This is a genomic window from Mycolicibacterium sp. SMGY-1XX, from assembly GCF_059132455.1.
On record NZ_CP101139.1, the window covers coordinates 2843829 to 2860160 of the forward strand.

Here is a 16332-nt window from a genome sequence, read left to right on the forward strand (position 1 = left end):
GCGGGTGTTTGCCCGCCAACACGCCGTGTCTGCTGTACGAATGCGTGCGGTCGTCCACGGACGCCGTCTCACCGTTGGGTGGAGCCGCGGATGAGGATCCGCGTGGGAATGGTGCGGGCCTTTTCCGACGAGCCGAAGGTGATGATGTCGGCCAGCAGTTCGACCGCTTCGCGGCCGAGTTGCTCTGCCTGGAGATCGGCCGCGGTGATGCCCGGATTGGAGGTACGGGCCTGTTCGGCATCGTTGCCCGCCGCGATCAGCAGATCATCGGGGATCCGGATACCCATGTCCTGGCAGCCGCGAGCGAACCCACTGGCGTGACGTCCCGTCAGGCACAAGACACCATCGGGTGAGTCGGCCTTACCCATGATCTCGGTGGCGAGTTCATACCCCGCCGCGGTGCCCCCCTTTTCGGCGAGCTTGAGCACGCGCGGTTCGATGCCCGTTTCCTGGCACCAGGTGCGGTAGGTCTGACGTGTGATCTGGTTCCACGAGTTGGGTTCTTCACCGGCTACCAGCCACACCCTGGTGGCTCCACCGTCACGCAAGATGCCGAGTAGTTGCCTTGTCACAGCATTGATGTCGTTCGAGACATACGGTGTCCGGGTCTTCTGAGCCGGGTCCCAGCCGATCGTCACCACCGGTACCCCGTGCGCGCGGAGCTTGGCGACGAACGGGTCCTTGGTCAGGGGGTCTTCGATCACGTACCCGTCGGCCCACCGAGGATCGACATCGAGTTCATCTTTACGGGCCGGCACGAGCATGAGGCGGAAGCCGCGGTCCAATGCGGTGAATGCCGCGAAGCCGGCCACCCGGGTGAAGTGGTCGACGCCCTCGGGGCGGTATTCGCCCCGAAAGTCGAGAGATCTGATTGTCAACGCAAGCACATTGGTGCGTCCGGCGCGCAGCCCCTGCGCTATCGAGTTGGCGACGTAGCCGACGCGTTGCGCCTCGGCCAGAACCCGGTCCCGGGTACTGGCCGCGATGGTGCCTTTTCCGTTGAGCGACAGGGAAACTGTGGCCGGTGACAGCCCCAGCGATCGGGCGATGTCCTGGATCGTGGGTGGCCGGGCACTGTCGGCTCCGGTACGGCTGGAGCGGGGACGCGGGGGCATGGTCTGACCGTATCGGATCGGGACTTTTCAGGGAAAGACTTCATATAAAACGATTTATGGGTTACCGTCCCAACTAGCTGCACTTCGACCGCGTCGTGATCCATCCCTGAAGGGGCCGTCATGAGCCAGATGGTTGCCAACCGAAACATCACCCGGCGTGCCCTGCTTGCCGGTCTCGGTGGCGCCGCGGCCATGGGTGCACTGGCCGCCTGCGGTGGAGGCCCCACCGGCACCTCGGCGCCCCCCGCGGAGGACCTGAAGCCCGAGGTCGACGGTGATCTGACCTGGTTCACCTGGGAAGATTACGTCGAGCCGACGATCGTCAGCGATTTCGAGACGAAGTACGGCGTGAAGGTCGAGACCGTGCCGTTCGATTCCAACGACACCATGTTGCAGAAGCTGGCCGCCGGCCTGCCCTACGACCTGATCACCGCGAACAGTGCCTACATGACGCAGGCCATCGAAGGTGGGCTGGTCCGGCCCTTCACGCTGGAGTCGCTAGGCAATGGCGGTGAGGTGCTCGAATACTTCCACAAGCCGATCTACGAGAACGCCGGGGACCTGCACTCCTTACCGTACTCCGGCGGCCCCACCGGAATCGTGTACCGCACCGACAAGATGCAGCCGACCAACTCGTGGAATGATTTGTGGGACAACGAATCCGCTGCGGGTCACATCTATCTGCTGGACTACCAGCTGGACACCATCGGGGCGAGTCTGTTGCGTGACGGGGCCGACCTCAACTCCGAGGACGACGCTGCGGTGGCGAAGGCGATCGACAGTTTGCTCACATTGAAGCCGCTGCTCGGAGGAGTGTCCAATGACACCCGCACCAACGTGGGCAACGGCGATGCGTGGATTCACCACACGTGGGTGCCCGATGCTTTCTACCTGATGTCCGAGTCGCGGTTCGCCGACCGTCTGGCCTTCGAGCTGACCACCGAAGAGGGTGTTCCGTTCGGGATGGATCTTCTGACCGTCGGTGCCAATGCGAAGTCTCCCGGCACCGCGATGCTGTTCATGGACTGGGTGATATCGCCTGAGATGTCCTCCCGCAACGCGCATTTCACCGCGCAGCTCACGGGGACCACCAGCGGGGACGTGGCCTACCGGGAAGCCACGGCCGAGTTCCCGACGCTCGCCGTCGGCGATGACTATTACCAGAGTGCGCTGTGGCGCGAATCGGCCACCGGTGCACGCAAGCAGCTGTGGACACAGCAGTGGAACAGGTTCAAGGCATCGTGAGTCCGCACCGCCGGCTCTGGACTGCCGCCACGCTGCCGGGCCTGATCACCCTTGCGGCGTTGTTCCTGGTCCCGCTCGGCCTGCTGATGGTGTTCTCGATGGGCACCACCGACGTGGTGGGCCGCCCACAACTGGGATTCTCGTGGGAGAACTTCGCCCTGGTGTTCCAGAGCTACAACGCTGCGATCGTCATCAGGACTGTGCTGTATGCGCTGCTGGCCACGGTCGTCTGTCTCGTGATCGGCTACGCCGTCGCCTATACCGCGGCCCGCTTCGCCGGTCGATGGGGTGGCGCCTTGATCGTGCTCGTCGTGGTGCCATGGCTGGTGGATTATCTGGTCCGCATCTACGCATGGAAGCAACTGCTCAGTGACGCAGGCGTGGTGAATGCGGTACTGGGTTGGGTCGGGCTGGGCCCCATGACCCTGACCGGGAGCTGGGTGGCCGTGGTGGCAGGTCTGGTCTACGGCTATCTCCCGCTGATGGTGTTGCCGCTCTACGCGGCGCTCAAAGATCTTGACCCGACACTGATCGACGCCGGCAAGGATCTTTTCGGCACCCCCGCGCAAACCTTCTTCCACGTGACGCTCCCGGCCACCCGACACGGCGTGCTGGGCGGTTGCTTGTTGGTGTTCCTGCCGGCGCTCGGCGACTTCGCCACCGCGCAGTTCTTGGGCGGACCGTCGAACACGATGCTGGGCAACATCATCGCCGACCAGTTCGTCGCCAGCGGCTCGCAGACCTTCGGCTCCGCGCTCGCGGTGACGTTGGTGATCGCTCTGGTGATCTGCGTCGGCGCAGTGGTGGTCATGCTGCGCGGGCGCCGCACTCTCACGGATGTGATCTCGTGAGGGCCGGGACGACCCCGGACCAGCCGCGGCTGTTGTGGCTGGTGACCGGTGCGGCGCTGGTGTTCCTGTTCCTGCCGCTGGTCACGGTGACGGTGTTCTCATTCAACGCCTCGGAGTCGTTGACCAGCTTCGACGGGATGAGCCTGCGGTGGTACCGCGCCTTTTTCGACGACGCGGACCTGCTGGCGTCCCTGCGTCTGAGCGTCGTCATCGCAGCGATCGCCACCGTGGCCTCGGTGGTGTTGGGCACATTGCTGGCCGTGGGAATCAACCGCGGAAGCAGGCGACTGGGCGCCGTCGGCAACAGTGCGGTGCTGCTTCGGGTCCTCACGCCGGAGACGGCCATCGGTGTGGCGCTGCTGTTGATGTTCACCCAGCTCGGTATCCCGCTGTCGACCACCACGGTGATCATCAGTCACATCGTGCTCTGCCTCGCTTTCGTGACAGTGGTCGTCAGCAGTCGCCTGTCGCTTCTGAACCCTGAAGTCGAGGACGCGGCAATGGATCTCGGCGCCACCCGCTGGCAGGCTTTCCGGCTCACCGCCTTGCCCGCATTGCGACCCGCCCTGGTCGCTGCCGCGCTGCTCTCCTTCGTCCTGAGCTTCGACAACTTCATCACCAGCTTCTTCGCCACCGGAGTGGGTGTCCCACCGTTGCCGGTCCGTATCTACGGGATGATCAGGTTCGGGATCACACCGGTGGTCAACGCCGCCGGCGTCCTCATGCTGGTGGTGACCGTCGCCGCGATCGGACTGGCGGCCTTTCTCGCCGCCCAGCTTCGCCGGGCCCGGCAGGTCCGGAAACCCAGCATCGGGGAGTTCTCGCATGTCTGAGCCCGCAACCGGATCTGCTCTGGAGTTGAAGTCGGTCACCAAGATCTACCGCGGCGGTCCGGCCGTCGACGCGGTGTCCCTGTCTGTTCACCGCGGCGAATTCTTCTCGCTGCTCGGCCCGTCCGGGTGCGGCAAGACCACGACACTGCGACTGTTGGGCGGGTTCATCTACCCGGATGAGGGCAGCGTGTGGCTGGGCGGTCAAGACGTCACCACCGTGCCGCCGTACCGCCGTGACGTCAACACCGTCTTCCAGTCCTACGCGCTGTTCGAACACCTCACCGTCGCCCAGAACGTCGCCTTCGGGTTGCGGAGGCGCAAGGTGAACCGACGCGAGATCACCCGCCGTGTCAACGAGATGCTCGACCTCGTCGACATGAACGCCCGCGCCGACGTCTTGCCCGGCCAACTGTCAGGGGGGCAGCGTCAACGCGTGGCGTTGGCGCGGTCCCTGGTCACCATGCCACAGGTGCTTCTGCTGGATGAGCCCCTCGGTGCACTTGATCTGAAGCTGCGTAGACAGATGCAGACGGAGCTGAAACGAATCCAGCGCGAGGTCGGCGTCACCTTTCTCTACGTGACTCACGACCAAGAGGAGGCGCTGTCGATGTCGGATCGTATCGCGGTGATGCGTGCGGGCCGACTCGAACAGGTGGATACCCCCGACGGGTTGTACCGTTGTCCCGCTACCGCTTTCGTCGCCGGGTTCATCGGAACCTCCAATCTGTTGCCGTGCCGGCGGAAGGGTTCGCACGTGATACTCCCGTCGGGACATACCGTGCCGGTAGCCGGGGCCGGTGCTGTGCCCGACAACGCCGAGGCCACCCTGCTCGTCCGTCCTGAGTGCGTGATGCTGGACCCCGACGCCCGCGACACACCCTGCCGGCTGGCGGGAGTGATCACCGAGACCGTGTTCCTGGGGCCGGTGACGCAGTACGCGGTGCAGTGCGACACGCAGCGCCTGGTGGTCAGCTCCGCCAACGGCCCGGGCACGCGGGAGCGCATCCGGCGCCCCGGCGACTCGGTGACGGTCGGCTGGCGGGCAGAAGACGCCGTCCTTTTCGCGGATCCCGTAGCAGACCAACATCTCCCGGAATCCACACCCGCGGAGCCGCTCGACCCGTCTCTGACGGCGGGGAGGACATCATGAGTGTCGTCATCGGCATGGACAACCACGACATCGCCTGCGCCGACGTCGGGGCGATGTACGACTTCTATGTCGGGGTGCTCGGCCTGACACCGGCGTACCCGTTCGAGGACGGACAGACGTGGTTCGCCGCCACCGCCGGCTGCACTCGCGGAGCCACCACCCTCTACTTCTTCCAGGGCGCGGGAGCGCATCTGCCCAAGGCCGGCCCCCACATCGAGCACAATCGCCCCGGGCTGGAGTCGCTGGCGTTCCTGGTGGCCGATCTCGACGCGGCGATCGCCGAACTCGACGGTGCCGTCGAGTGGTGTGGGGACGCAGAGATATGGCGGCACCCCAACGGGTCGTGGTTCAAGTTCCGGCACTTCTACGACGTCGAAGGCAACAAACTCAGCCTCAGCGAGGCCCACGACGTGCGCTGGGCCTGACCAGAATCCACACCACTGAAGGAGTTCGACGTGCAGATGCAGGGCAAGGTTGCAGTGGTCACCGGCGCAGGCCGCGGAAACGGGCGGGCGATTGCGGAGCGGCTGGCCGCCGAAGGCGCCACCGTGGTACTCGGTGACATCGACGAGGCCACCGCCGGTGCGGTTGCCGACGGGATCGTCAACCGCGGGGGCAAAGCCGTCGCACAGCGCTGCGACGTCTCGCGGGAAGACGATGTCGAGGCACTGATCGTCACCGCTGAAGACCTCGGCGGCCCGCACGCCGTGGTGGCTCAGGCCGGCGCGATGTTCGAAGGCACCCTGGAGAACACCACGCCCGAGGAATGGGACCGCCACTTCTCCGTCGACGTTCGCGGCAGTTATCTGTGCGCGCGGGCCGCGATCCCGCGCATGCGGGCGCTCGGCGGCGGTTCGATCGTCTTGATGTCGGGCACCTACGCCTACATGCCGGAGTTCGGCATCGCGGTACAGGCCGCGGCCAAAGGCGCGATCATGTCGATGACGCGGGCGCTGGCCGTTGAGGTGGGGCCCGACAACATCCGCGCAAACTGTCTCGTGCCCGGCTACATCGAAACGCCGATGGTCGCCAATTGGGCCGAGATGCACGAGGATCCGGCTGCCGCGCGGCAGCGCGCCGCCAATCTCCACTCGCTGCGACGGATCGGTAGGCCGGAGGAGGTTGCCGCCATGGCGCTGTTCCTGTGTTCGGACGAATCGTCGTTCTCGACCGGCCATCCTTATCATGTCGACGGCGGCCTGGCCACGGGGATGAACGCCGCCCAGCACACTGCGCAGGACCTCCAGTCGTGAGCACGGCGGCGGACAGCATCCCTTCGGCGGCCTTCACCTTCGACGTCGACGCCGAAGAGGTGTGGCTCGTCGATGAACCCACGTCCGCACGTCGCCCGGTTCTGCGTTCGCAAGGCGGCTTCGACCTGCGGGCCGGAGTCCCGGCCGTACTCGGGCTGCTGGCCCGCCATGAGGTGAAGGCGACATTCTTCGTGCCGGGCAAGGTCGCAGAGCGGGCGCCTGACACCGTCGAGGCGATCCTGGAAGGCGGTCACGAGCTCGCTCACCACGGCCATACCCACAGGGCGCCAGCAGATCTCACGGTTGACGAGCAGGTCGAGGAACTCGAAGCCGGTGCCGCGGCCCTGCGCGCGTTCGGTGTCGAACCGCTGGGATACCGGGCGCCGTCGTGGGATCTCGGCGAGGAATCCATGGCACTGGTCGCCGCCCAGGGCTTCGACTACGGCTCGAACTTCATGGACGACGTCCGTGCCTACCGGCATGCCGACCATGACGTGATCGAGTTGCCGGTGCACTGGGTTCTCGACGATGCCGCTCATTTCTGGTTCAGCGGTGCCAGCTGGACGAAGAAGATCTCAACCAACGCCGAGGTCGAGGCAATCATGTCGGCGGAGGCCACCGGCATCACCGCCATCGGCGGGTGCACCATCTTCACGTTCCACCCGCAGATCATCGGCCGCCCGGGCCGACTTCCCCTGCTGGAGAGGCTACTCGTCACCGCCGTCGAGAACCCCGCGCTCTGGGTGGCCACCGCCGCCGAGATCGCGGCCGACTTCCGGAAGCGGTCATCGTGACGGCGCCCGGGGCGTACCGGCGGATCCGGGTCAGCGGCCAACCGCGCGAGCGTGGCCGGCAGTACGGTGAACAGGCGCGCGCGGAGGTGCGACGCTGCAGGCAGGCCTACGTCGAGACCTTTGAACGGACCGTCGGCTGGACGTGGGAGCACGCCGTGGCGGCCACTGCAGCCTTGGTGGCGCCGGTGCAGACGGCGTTCCCGCACTACCTGGAAGAGATGCGCGGCATCGCCGAGGGCGCAGGTATCACCTTCGACGATGTGTTCACCATGAACGCCCGCACGGAGGTGATGTGGGCGGCCACCGTCCGCAAGACCGAGGCCGAACGCGCCGCACTGGCTCGCGAATGCAGTGCCTTCGCCCTGCTGCCGTCGCGAACGGCCAACGGGCACACCCTCATCGGCCAGAACTGGGACTGGCTGGTGCACAGTTTCGAGAGCCTCATCGTGCTCGAGGTCGAGCAACCGGATCTGCCGAACTTCGTGACAGTGGTCGAGGCCGGGTTACTGGCCAAGAGCATCATCAATTCCGCCGGCCTCGGGGTGGCCGTCAACACTCTGGTCACCTCCGCGGACACCGGCGGGCCGGGCATACCCTTTCACGTACAGATCCGGGCATTCGCCGACTGCGAGTCGCTCTCGGACGCGGTGCAGATCGCGTCCCGCCACCAGCGGTCCTCATCGGGAAATTATCTGCTGGCGCACGCGGACGGCATCGCCGTCGACCTGGAGACCTCACCCGGTGACTACCGCGGGGTCACCCCCATCCTGCCGGAGCGAGATGCGCTGGTGCACACCAACCATTTCGTCCGCGAGGTCGCCGACTCCCGCGATGCGGGGCACTACGCCATGGCGGACAGCCTCGTCCGGCTGCAGTTGGTGCAACGTAGCATCGCCGACGCCCCCGGAGCCGCGACGCTGGAATCGCTGCGCCGAGCGCTGTCCGACCATGCCGACTACCCGGCTTCAGTGTGCTGCCATCCCGATCCTCGGGAGCCACGCTGGGAGCAGTGGGCGACGGTGATGTCGGTGGTCATGGACCTGGACGAACGGGCGCTGTACCTCAGCGACGGCAACCCCTGCCGCCACGAATACCGTCGACTCAGCTTTGAGGGACTGCTCGACAAACCGTCCCGGCTGGCATTGCTGCGGGCTGAACTCGACGTATCGAGCGTGGGCCGCGAAGTGCGAAGCGGGGCGCCCGCGGTAACCAAGACCTGATCTGGAAGTGACCGAGATGGCTGTACCCAATGGCGCCTACCACGATTCCGAGCCGACGCGGACCGGCTTGCGTTTCCAGATCCTCGGTCCGCTGCGGGTATGGCGCGAGGGAGTCGAGGTGAGCGCCGGCCCCCGACAGCAGGCCCACCTGCTTGCTGTTCTACTGGCTCGAGAAGGGCGGCCCACCAGCACATCTGAGTTGATCGATCTGATCTGGGACGACGAGGCGCCGGCGAGCGCGGTCAACGTCATCCACAAGTACATCGGAGCGCTACGGCGCCTGCTGGAACCCACGCTTCGAACTCGTGGAGCCGGTTCCTACCTTCTCCGCCGCGCGAACGGTTATCTGTGCGCGGCCGGCCCCGGCTCGCTCGATCTGAGCGATTTCCGCCGACTCGTCGCCTCGGCATCCGTACAGATGGAGGAGCGCCGCAGCGACGCAGCGCTTGACCTCCTGGTCGAAGCGCTGGCGCTGTGGCAGGGGCCCGCCGGTGATGGTATAGACCTGGCATCGCGGGCGATTTTCGACACGCTGAACGCCGAATTCTGCGATACCGCAGCCACAGCCGCCGAGCTCGCCGTCACCCTGGGCCGGCCCGCGTGTGTGCTGGCGCCGCTCCGGTTGGCGGCCGCCATGGCGCCGTTCCACGAGCCCGTGCAGGCTGGCCTGGTCACCGCCCTCGGCGCCGACGGGCAACAGGCGGCTGCGCTGTCGCTCTTCCGTGTGGTGCGCACCCGACTCGCCGAAGATCTCGGGATCGAACCAGGGCACGCTCTGACCGAGGCGCACCAGCGTGTTCTCAGACAAGATCTGGGGCCACCGGTGCACAGTGCCGGCGAGGTGTCGCCGGCGCCGCGACAGGTGCCGGTGCCGGCGCCGTCGCAGACGGGTGACGCGCCCGCCCGCCGCCTGGTGGGGCGGACCGAGGAGCTAGCAGTGCTCCGGCAGGCCGTGAAACGGGCGCAGGGCGGTGAGTGCGGACTCGCTGTACTCGAAGGAGAGCCGGGAGTGGGCAAAACGGCTCTGCTGGAACACATCACCGAGAAGGCGTGCCAGGATGGCGCACTGGTGGTCTGGAGTCATTGTCAGGACGGTGACGCGCCGTCGATGTGGCCCTGGGTCCAGGTCGTCGAAGCGGTGTCCAGGCGCCTGGCCCCGGCGGCCAAGGATGAATGGTTCGCCGGCGAGCTGGGCGTGCTCATCGCACCACTGGGCGAGATGCAGGAAGGACGTACCAAGCCCGACAACATTTCACAGTTCCGGCTGTTCGAGAAGGTGGCCACGCTTCTGGACGAGGTCGCGGCGCAGCGGCCGCTCATTCTCGTCTTCGACGATCTCCAGTGGGCCGACACCGCGTCGCTGCGCCTCCTGGCGTACCTGGTGTCACGAATACCCAAGGGGGCCCTCATTCTCGCAGCCCTTCGCGACCGCGCACCCACACCCGACGGTGAGCTGGCGAAGACCTTGGCCGCGATGAGTCGGGTGCCCGGCCATCGCCGTCTCCCGGTCAGCCCGCTCAGCCTGTCCGAGGTGGCCGAACTGATCCGGCTGGAGACCGGTCACCGGCCCTCGGCGGCCACCGTCCGCAGCGTCTTCGCGCGCACGGACGGCAATCCGTTCTTCGTTCAGGAATTGTCCCGGCTGCTCTCCGGCGACGGTGAACTCGATGAATCGCTCGCCGGTCAGCCCGAGGTTCCTTCCACCGTTCGAGATGTCGTACTGGACCTCGTATCCGGTCTCGACGCCGCCGCCGAGGAACTGCTGCAGCTGGCCGCACTCATCGGCCGACACGTCGATCTCGGATTGCTCGCTCGTGCAGCACACCTCGACATCCAGACCTGCCTCGGGCACCTGGAAGCCGTCGAGGCACTCGGCCTGCTCAGCTCCGGGACCGGCGACCCGTTCTCGCGACGCTTCGTCCATGACTTGGTTCGGGAGTCGATATCGGCGACCATCCCGCCACAACGGACCATGCGGCTGCACCTTCGTATCGCCGACGCCTTGCACGACGAATCGGTGGCGGACTCCGGTGTGGAGCGCCTCGCCCATCATCTGTGGCTGGCCGGGCCGCTCGGCGATCCGACACGAACCATCCCCGTTCTGATCCGCGCGGGACGACGAGCCGCTGCCAAGACCGCCCTCGACACCGCTGAACGGGCCCTACGGTCCGCTGTTCAAGTGGCACAGACGGCCAATCTCGTGGAGCTGGAACTCGCTGCGCTCTCGGAACTCATCACCGTGGTGGGAATGAGCTCCCCGCACGGAGTGGCCGCGATGGAGCTGCTGGAACGCGCTGAAGCCCTGGCGCACAGCACCGGCCGGCACGAGGAAGCCGCGGTGCTGTTGTATTCGCGCTGGATGGCGCTGGCCTACAGCGCCCAGTACAGCCGCGGTGAAACCATCGCTCGCCGGCTGCTCGAGCAGGGCAACGCTTCCGGGATCACCGTCGTACGGGCGCTGGGCCTGCAGGCCTGGGGTCTTCAGCAAGCAGCTGTGGGAAACATCGGAGACGCCTACCGCTATCTGTCCGAAGCCAGCCACAGCCTGCTCATCGTTCCCGCGCCGCGCGAGGACGACGTCGTGTGGTACGCCCAGCAGCTGTCCGCGCTCGGACTGCTGGCCGAGATGACCGCGGTGCACGGTGATGTCGCTGGAGCTCATGATCTGCTCGACAGGCTCGAAGTCATCGCTGGTGAGGACCCTTTCAAGATCACGGTCTGGGCCACACATTCGGTGCGGATCGCTTCGGTCGTCGGCGACGCCGACTGGGCACTCGCAGTGACGAAGAAGGGCATTGCCGCCGATCCAGACCTGTCATTCGGTTTCTTCGGTATGTATCAGCGGCTGGCTCGATCGTGGGCGCTGGCCATGGCCGGCCGCGACAGCAGTGACTCGGCAGCGCAGGTGCAACGGCTGATCACCGAGCACCTGCTCGATCCGCCGCGCTCGGACATCGCCACCTGGTACGGCCTCCTTGCCGAAATCCGCTTGTCCGAAGGCGCATTCGAAGAAGCCGCCGCCGCCCTCGACCTCGCCGACGATGCTCTGGACAAGTATGGCCAGAGGTATTCGGAGGGCCTGATTCTTCTCATGCGCGCGCGCCTGCTCCACGCGCAACACCAACCGCTTTCCGAGATCAAGCGGGCCGCCGAGTCGGCGCGGAACCTTTCCGTCAGCCGCGAGGCGCACCTGTTCGCCCACCGTGCGGACGCTTTCCTGCAGAGCCTCGATTCCGAGGCGAAAACCCCCGTGCTGGCCGCTGTGGCCCCGCTGCATGCCAGAGCGCGCTACCGGAGGCCACATCATTCCCCGAGCGGAACCTCCGCTGCCGAGTGACGGCGAATCCACTCGAGCTTCACTACGCGTGAAGACCTCGTCGTTACCGTCACCTTCGAAGCTGCCCCGACTCAGCGAGGATGACGCATGTACACAAGTGACTCGGCCGTCGGGGCGGATCTGCGATCCGGCGGCGCCGCGTCGCCGGAGGCACCTACCTCCCTGCGCGGGCAGTTCGAACTCCGTGCGCGCACACCGTGGGGTCACGGCGGGCGTCAGCCGATACTGGACATTCTCCGTATCGGCCTGGAGGCTCGGGCCCGCCGGGAAGGCGCGAATGATTCAGGCTGGCCGGGCCTGGCGGTCTACCGATTCAGCGGACCGACCCGTCTGCGCTGGACGCCGACCGGCCATCTGTCACTGTGCGTTGTCGTCGGGAGTCCGGATGCCCGCGTGACGCTCGGCGGGCGGCATCTCCACGACCGGTTCGGCCTCCTGGTGAACGACGGCTTTTCGGGCCTGCACTGCGACGTGGTGAGCGCTTCACCGACGCAGCCCGTGCTGGCAATGACGCTGGGGCTGGACCGGAGTCTGATGTCGAGGACAGCCGCGGGGCTGCGCCGGGCCGCAGGCCCGGTGCGCTCCGATCGCCGCTCAACAGCGCCCGATCCGGACCACGAGCTCATCGGCACCATCGTGCGATTGCTGGACTCATTGTCGGACGTTGACGACCGCCGGATGCTGGCGCCGCTACACCTTCACGAGTTGGTCTACCGGCTGCTCCAGCGCGACCCCCGCCTGCAACAGCGCCACATGAGGTCAGCCGCGCGTGAAAAGGACCCCATCGCGGCGGTGGTGGAGTACGTCCGTACCCATCTCTCGGAGGTGTTGACCGTCGACACGCTCGCCGCTCACGCGTGCCTGAGCCCGTCGGCGTTCTCCCGTTCGTTCCGGGCGCTCACCGATCAGTCGCCTTATCAGTTCGTCAAGGCGGTCCGGATGGAGCGGGCGCAGGTGCTGCTCACCGAAGGAGAGCTCGACGTCACGCAGATAGCGGGAGCAGTGGGCTACACCAGCGTCTCCCATTTCATCCGGGAGTTCCGGGGCCGGTTCGGGGTCACACCCGGCGCCGCACGAAGGTCGGTGCCGGCTCAGTTGTCCGGTCCCGGCATGGCGATGAACTCGAGCTGGATGTTGTCCGGATCTCGAAACACCACGGTCGAATACGCGATGGGCTCCGTCTCGTCGACCACACCGGTGTGTTCGATTCCGAGCTCGTCGAGCCACTGTGTCCACGCGACGAGTTCGGCCCGGTCCGCGACCCCGAATGACACATGATCGAGTCCGGTGCGTGCTTCGTCGAACGCCTCGCCACCGTTACCCGTGTTGCGGTGCAGTCCGAAGATCAGTCCCGAACGGGGTTCAGGCAGCAACACGCTGAAACCGGTCTCTTCGCGTCCATAGTGGGGGATCTGAAGATCCAACCGTTGCGTGCGAAACACACGCTGGTACCAGGCGATACTGGCCTCCAGATCGGTCACCGTCAGCGAAAGATGGTGGACGCCGGTGATCGCGGCCTCTGAATGTGTCATCTGCCCTCCTGATGTTTGCTTCCAGCCAACCGCAGACCGGTTCCGATCGCTAGCGTGTTTCGACTCGATGGTCGTCGGATCCTCCCCGGATCGGTGGATGCTGAGGCCACTTTCATTAATCTGTCCGAAAGGCGCACGTGGGTTGCCGCCACTGTCAGGATGATGTCGATGAGCGACACCGAGGAGCTCCGCACGCTGTTTCTGTTCGAGGCGTTCACCGAGACGCAGCTGGAGATCCTGGCGGGCAAGGGGACATTCGAGACGTTGCCGGCCGGTCCACTCGTCACGGAAGGAGACCCCGCCGCCTGTTTCTACGTCCTGGTCGAGGGTGAGCTGGTGATGTCCGGTCGGTCCGGTGGTGTCGACATCCAGACTCACCGCACCTCCCAGCGCGGGGTGTATTGCGGTGCATGGAATGCCTACGTCGCCGACGCGGTGCAACGCTACGACGTCTCGGTGCGGTTGACCCGCCCATCCCGACTGTTCGTGATGGCGGCCGCCGACTTCGCCGAGTTCATGCAGACCCAGTTTCCGATCGCCGTCCACTTGTTGGGCGGACATGTGCTGGGCGCCATGCGACAACAACAACTGCTGGGCCAACGGCTTCGTTTGATGGGCCTCGGTTCCATCACCGCCGGGCTGACTCATCAGCTCAACAACCCGGCAGCGGCCATCAGTCGGGCGGTCGCCGATCTTCGGGACAGTGTGGCCACCACGCGGCAGCAGGTAGAGGATCTGGCTCTGGCGCCGAACGCGGCGGATGCCTTGGGTGTGCTTCGGTTGGTGCAGGAGGCGATCAGCGAAAGCGGCTCGGCCGCCCGACAACCGGCGAGGCGCAGTCCTCTAGACATCGCCGACCGGGAGGACGCCGTGGCCGACCTGTTCGACAACACAGGCGTCAATGGCGGGTGGGACTTCGCGTCCGTTTTCGCCGAGTCGGGGCTGGAGGTCGACTGGCTGGAGCAACTCGTCTCCCGTGTCGGGCACGTCAGCGCACCGCACCATCAGGCAGCGGCATTGCAGCGCGCGATCGACTGGTTGTGGTGCTTCATCCGCACCAGCGCGGGTCTCAACGAGATCGCCGAGGCCAGCAAGCGCATCTCGACATTACTGGCGGGTGCCGAGCAGTACTCGCAGATGGACCGTGTCGACTACCAGCTGGTGGACGTGCACGAACTCCTGGACAGCACGCTGCTGGTGTGCGCACCGCGCGGTCTCCTGGACAGTCGCATCACGGTTCGCCGTGAGTGGGACCGCAGCTTGCCGGCGATCTACTGTTATGCCGGTGACCTCAACCAGGTCTGGACCAATCTGATCGACAATGCCCTCGACGCCATGGGGGGGTCTGGCACGTTGACGTTGCGAACCGCACGCATCGACAGCGAGAGAATAGCGGTCACCATCGCCAACAACGGTGACGTGATCCCGGCGGATATCATCGACAACATCTTCACCCCGTTTTTCACCACCAAGACCGCGCAGCAGAACGTGGGTCTGGGACTGGATCTGGTGCGTCGTATCGTCGACAAGCACTGTGGCAGCGTCACCGTCACCTCTGAGCCGGCCCGGACCGAATTCGTGGTGTCACTGCCGTTGCAGGCGCCTGCGCCGACCACTGCGCTTTCCTGCGACAGCCTCGCAGATCATTCCGGATCCGAAACCGCTTGAGGCGAAACGACTTCGGGATGAAAGGTCAGCGCGCCGTGGACCTCGGTAACAGTGTGGGCGCCCGGCGCCGCGGCTGACCCGCAGGTGCGCTCACAGCAAGTTCACAATTGATTCACTGCTGATCAAGACCCCGCGTTTACCGTTGCGGCAGGCACGCAGATCAACGCCCACCCCTCCCAGGAATCGTCAACGGTCAGCGCGAGAAGAGGCACCATGAAGATGAAAGCAGCACGTATCCATGCGTTCAACAAGCCCTTGGAGATCGACGAGATCCCGGTCCCGGACGTCGCGCCTGATGAGGTCCTGATCAAGGTCGCGGCAACGGGGATGTGCCGCAGCGATTACCAGCTCTTGGACGGCTATTTCTCCGCAGGCCTACCCGTGGACCTGCCCTTCACTCCAGGTCATGAGATCGCCGGCACCATCGCGGGATTCGGTGCCGCCGTGCCCCGCTCCGCGGCACCGGCCGAGGGCGACCTTGTCGTGGTCGACGCGCACTGGGGTGACGGTACCTGCCGGCAGTGCCACGAGGGCAATCAGCAGCTGTGCAGCGGTGGACGCATGGTGGGCTTCGGGCAGAACGGTGGCTTCGCCGAGTACGTGGTCGCACCCTACGACCACGTCATCCCCGTCGGGGAACAGTCGAACTCAGGCGCTGAATACCTGGCCCCGCTCACCGACGCGGGTCTGACCCCGTACCGGGGAATGAAGAAGCTTCGCGACGCCGGCAAGCTCGGCGCCGGCCGCACCGTGGTGGTGACGGGAATCGGGGGACTCGGCGGATACGGCGTTCAGTATGCGAAGCTGCTCGGCGGGGGAGCGACTGTGGTGGCCTTCGGGCGCAGCGACGAAAAGCTGACTGTGGCAGAAGAAAACGGTGCTGATCACACTGTGAACGTTCGCGACAAGACCGCCGAAGAGGTGCAGGACGAACTCGAGGACCTCACCACCAGACGCACCGTCGATGCGGTCCTCGACTGCGCGGGTTCGCCGGAATCGTTGGGGCTCGCCGCGGACATCCTGGCGACCGAGGGCGCGCTCTCCCAGGTCGGGCTGATGGGAACACGGGTTGACCTGCCGCTCTTCCCCTTCGTCGCAGGCGAGAAATCGTATTTCGGATCCTTCTGGGGCAATCACAACGATCTGCAGGAGGTGCTGGTGCTGGCCGGCGAAGGAAAGATCAAACACAACATCGTTCCGGTCAAGCTCGATGACGTCAACGACACCTTGGACGCGATCAGCCGGGGCGACATCGTCGGCAGGGCCGTCATCGTTTTCGACTGACATCACCCGACTCGCCGACGGCCGACGAGGAGTTTCCCACCATGACCGAC

The 16332-nt window shown here is 65.8% G+C and carries 13 protein-coding genes and 1 pseudogene; 12 read left to right on the forward strand and 2 right to left on the reverse strand.

Annotated features, from left to right (window positions below):
* Positions 1 to 68: 68 nt before the first annotated feature.
* Complete coding sequence (locus tag NL241_RS14010; RefSeq protein WP_494397849.1) at positions 69 to 1115, reverse strand: LacI family DNA-binding transcriptional regulator; 1047 nt, start codon at positions 1113 to 1115, stop codon at positions 69 to 71.
* 120 nt (positions 1116 to 1235) lie between these two features.
* Between NL241_RS14010 and NL241_RS14015 the strand changes: the two genes are divergently transcribed.
* The 10 genes from NL241_RS14015 (at position 1236) to NL241_RS14060 (ending at position 13076) form a co-directional block, all read left to right on the forward strand.
* Positions 1236 to 2360 carry an ABC transporter substrate-binding protein gene (locus NL241_RS14015; RefSeq protein ID WP_494397850.1) on the forward strand — a complete coding sequence of 375 codons (1125 nt, stop codon included), beginning with the start codon at positions 1236 to 1238 and terminating at the stop codon, positions 2358 to 2360.
* On the forward strand, positions 2357 to 3211 hold the full coding sequence (locus NL241_RS14020) for an ABC transporter permease (protein WP_494397851.1): 855 nt from the start codon (positions 2357 to 2359) through the stop codon (positions 3209 to 3211). Before NL241_RS14015 ends, NL241_RS14020 begins: the two co-directional genes overlap by 4 nt.
* Positions 3208 to 4044, forward strand: a complete 837-nt coding sequence (locus tag NL241_RS14025) for an ABC transporter permease (protein ID WP_494397852.1) — start codon at positions 3208 to 3210, stop codon at positions 4042 to 4044. Before NL241_RS14020 ends, NL241_RS14025 begins: the two co-directional genes overlap by 4 nt.
* Positions 4037 to 5194 carry an ABC transporter ATP-binding protein gene (locus tag NL241_RS14030; RefSeq protein WP_494397853.1) on the forward strand — a complete coding sequence of 386 codons (1158 nt, stop codon included), beginning with the start codon at positions 4037 to 4039 and terminating at the stop codon, positions 5192 to 5194. The genes NL241_RS14025 and NL241_RS14030 overlap by 8 nt, the downstream gene beginning before the upstream one ends.
* Complete coding sequence (locus tag NL241_RS14035) at positions 5191 to 5619, forward strand: VOC family protein (RefSeq protein ID WP_494397854.1); 429 nt, start codon at positions 5191 to 5193, stop codon at positions 5617 to 5619. The genes NL241_RS14030 and NL241_RS14035 overlap by 4 nt, the downstream gene beginning before the upstream one ends.
* A 36-nt stretch (positions 5620 to 5655) precedes the next feature.
* A complete protein-coding gene (locus tag NL241_RS14040; RefSeq protein ID WP_494398309.1) occupies positions 5656 to 6447 on the forward strand; it encodes an SDR family NAD(P)-dependent oxidoreductase in 792 nt (263 codons plus the stop codon).
* Complete coding sequence (locus NL241_RS14045; protein ID WP_494397855.1) at positions 6444 to 7241, forward strand: polysaccharide deacetylase family protein; 798 nt, start codon at positions 6444 to 6446, stop codon at positions 7239 to 7241. Before NL241_RS14040 ends, NL241_RS14045 begins: the two co-directional genes overlap by 4 nt.
* A complete protein-coding gene (locus NL241_RS14050; protein WP_494397856.1) occupies positions 7238 to 8461 on the forward strand; it encodes a C45 family autoproteolytic acyltransferase/hydrolase in 1224 nt (407 codons plus the stop codon). The genes NL241_RS14045 and NL241_RS14050 overlap by 4 nt, the downstream gene beginning before the upstream one ends.
* A 16-nt stretch (positions 8462 to 8477) precedes the next feature.
* The gene (locus NL241_RS14055; protein WP_494397857.1) at positions 8478 to 11798 is read left to right on the forward strand and encodes an ATP-binding protein; all 3321 of its coding nucleotides are present in this window, start codon (positions 8478 to 8480) and stop codon (positions 11796 to 11798) included.
* Between the two features lie 87 nt (positions 11799 to 11885).
* Positions 11886 to 13076, forward strand: coding sequence for an AraC family transcriptional regulator (locus tag NL241_RS14060; RefSeq protein WP_494397858.1), 1191 nt, complete (start codon positions 11886 to 11888; stop codon positions 13074 to 13076).
* On the opposite strand, the pseudogene NL241_RS14065 reads toward NL241_RS14060, so the two are convergent.
* Positions 12977 to 13330 (reverse strand): annotated as a pseudogene (locus tag NL241_RS14065) (VOC family protein); the annotation flags it as partial. The gene NL241_RS14060 and the pseudogene NL241_RS14065 overlap by 100 nt on opposite strands.
* A gap of 168 nt (positions 13331 to 13498) precedes the next feature.
* On the opposite strand from NL241_RS14065, the gene NL241_RS14070 reads away from it, so the two are divergent.
* Both NL241_RS14070 and NL241_RS14075 read left to right on the forward strand, forming a co-directional pair.
* A complete protein-coding gene (locus NL241_RS14070; protein ID WP_494397859.1) occupies positions 13499 to 14998 on the forward strand; it encodes an ATP-binding protein in 1500 nt (499 codons plus the stop codon).
* A 213-nt stretch (positions 14999 to 15211) separates the two neighbouring features.
* Positions 15212 to 16282: an NAD(P)-dependent alcohol dehydrogenase gene (locus NL241_RS14075; RefSeq protein ID WP_494397860.1), complete on the forward strand. Its 1071-nt coding sequence runs from the start codon at positions 15212 to 15214 to the stop codon at positions 16280 to 16282.
* The last annotated feature ends 50 nt before the right edge of the window (positions 16283 to 16332 follow it).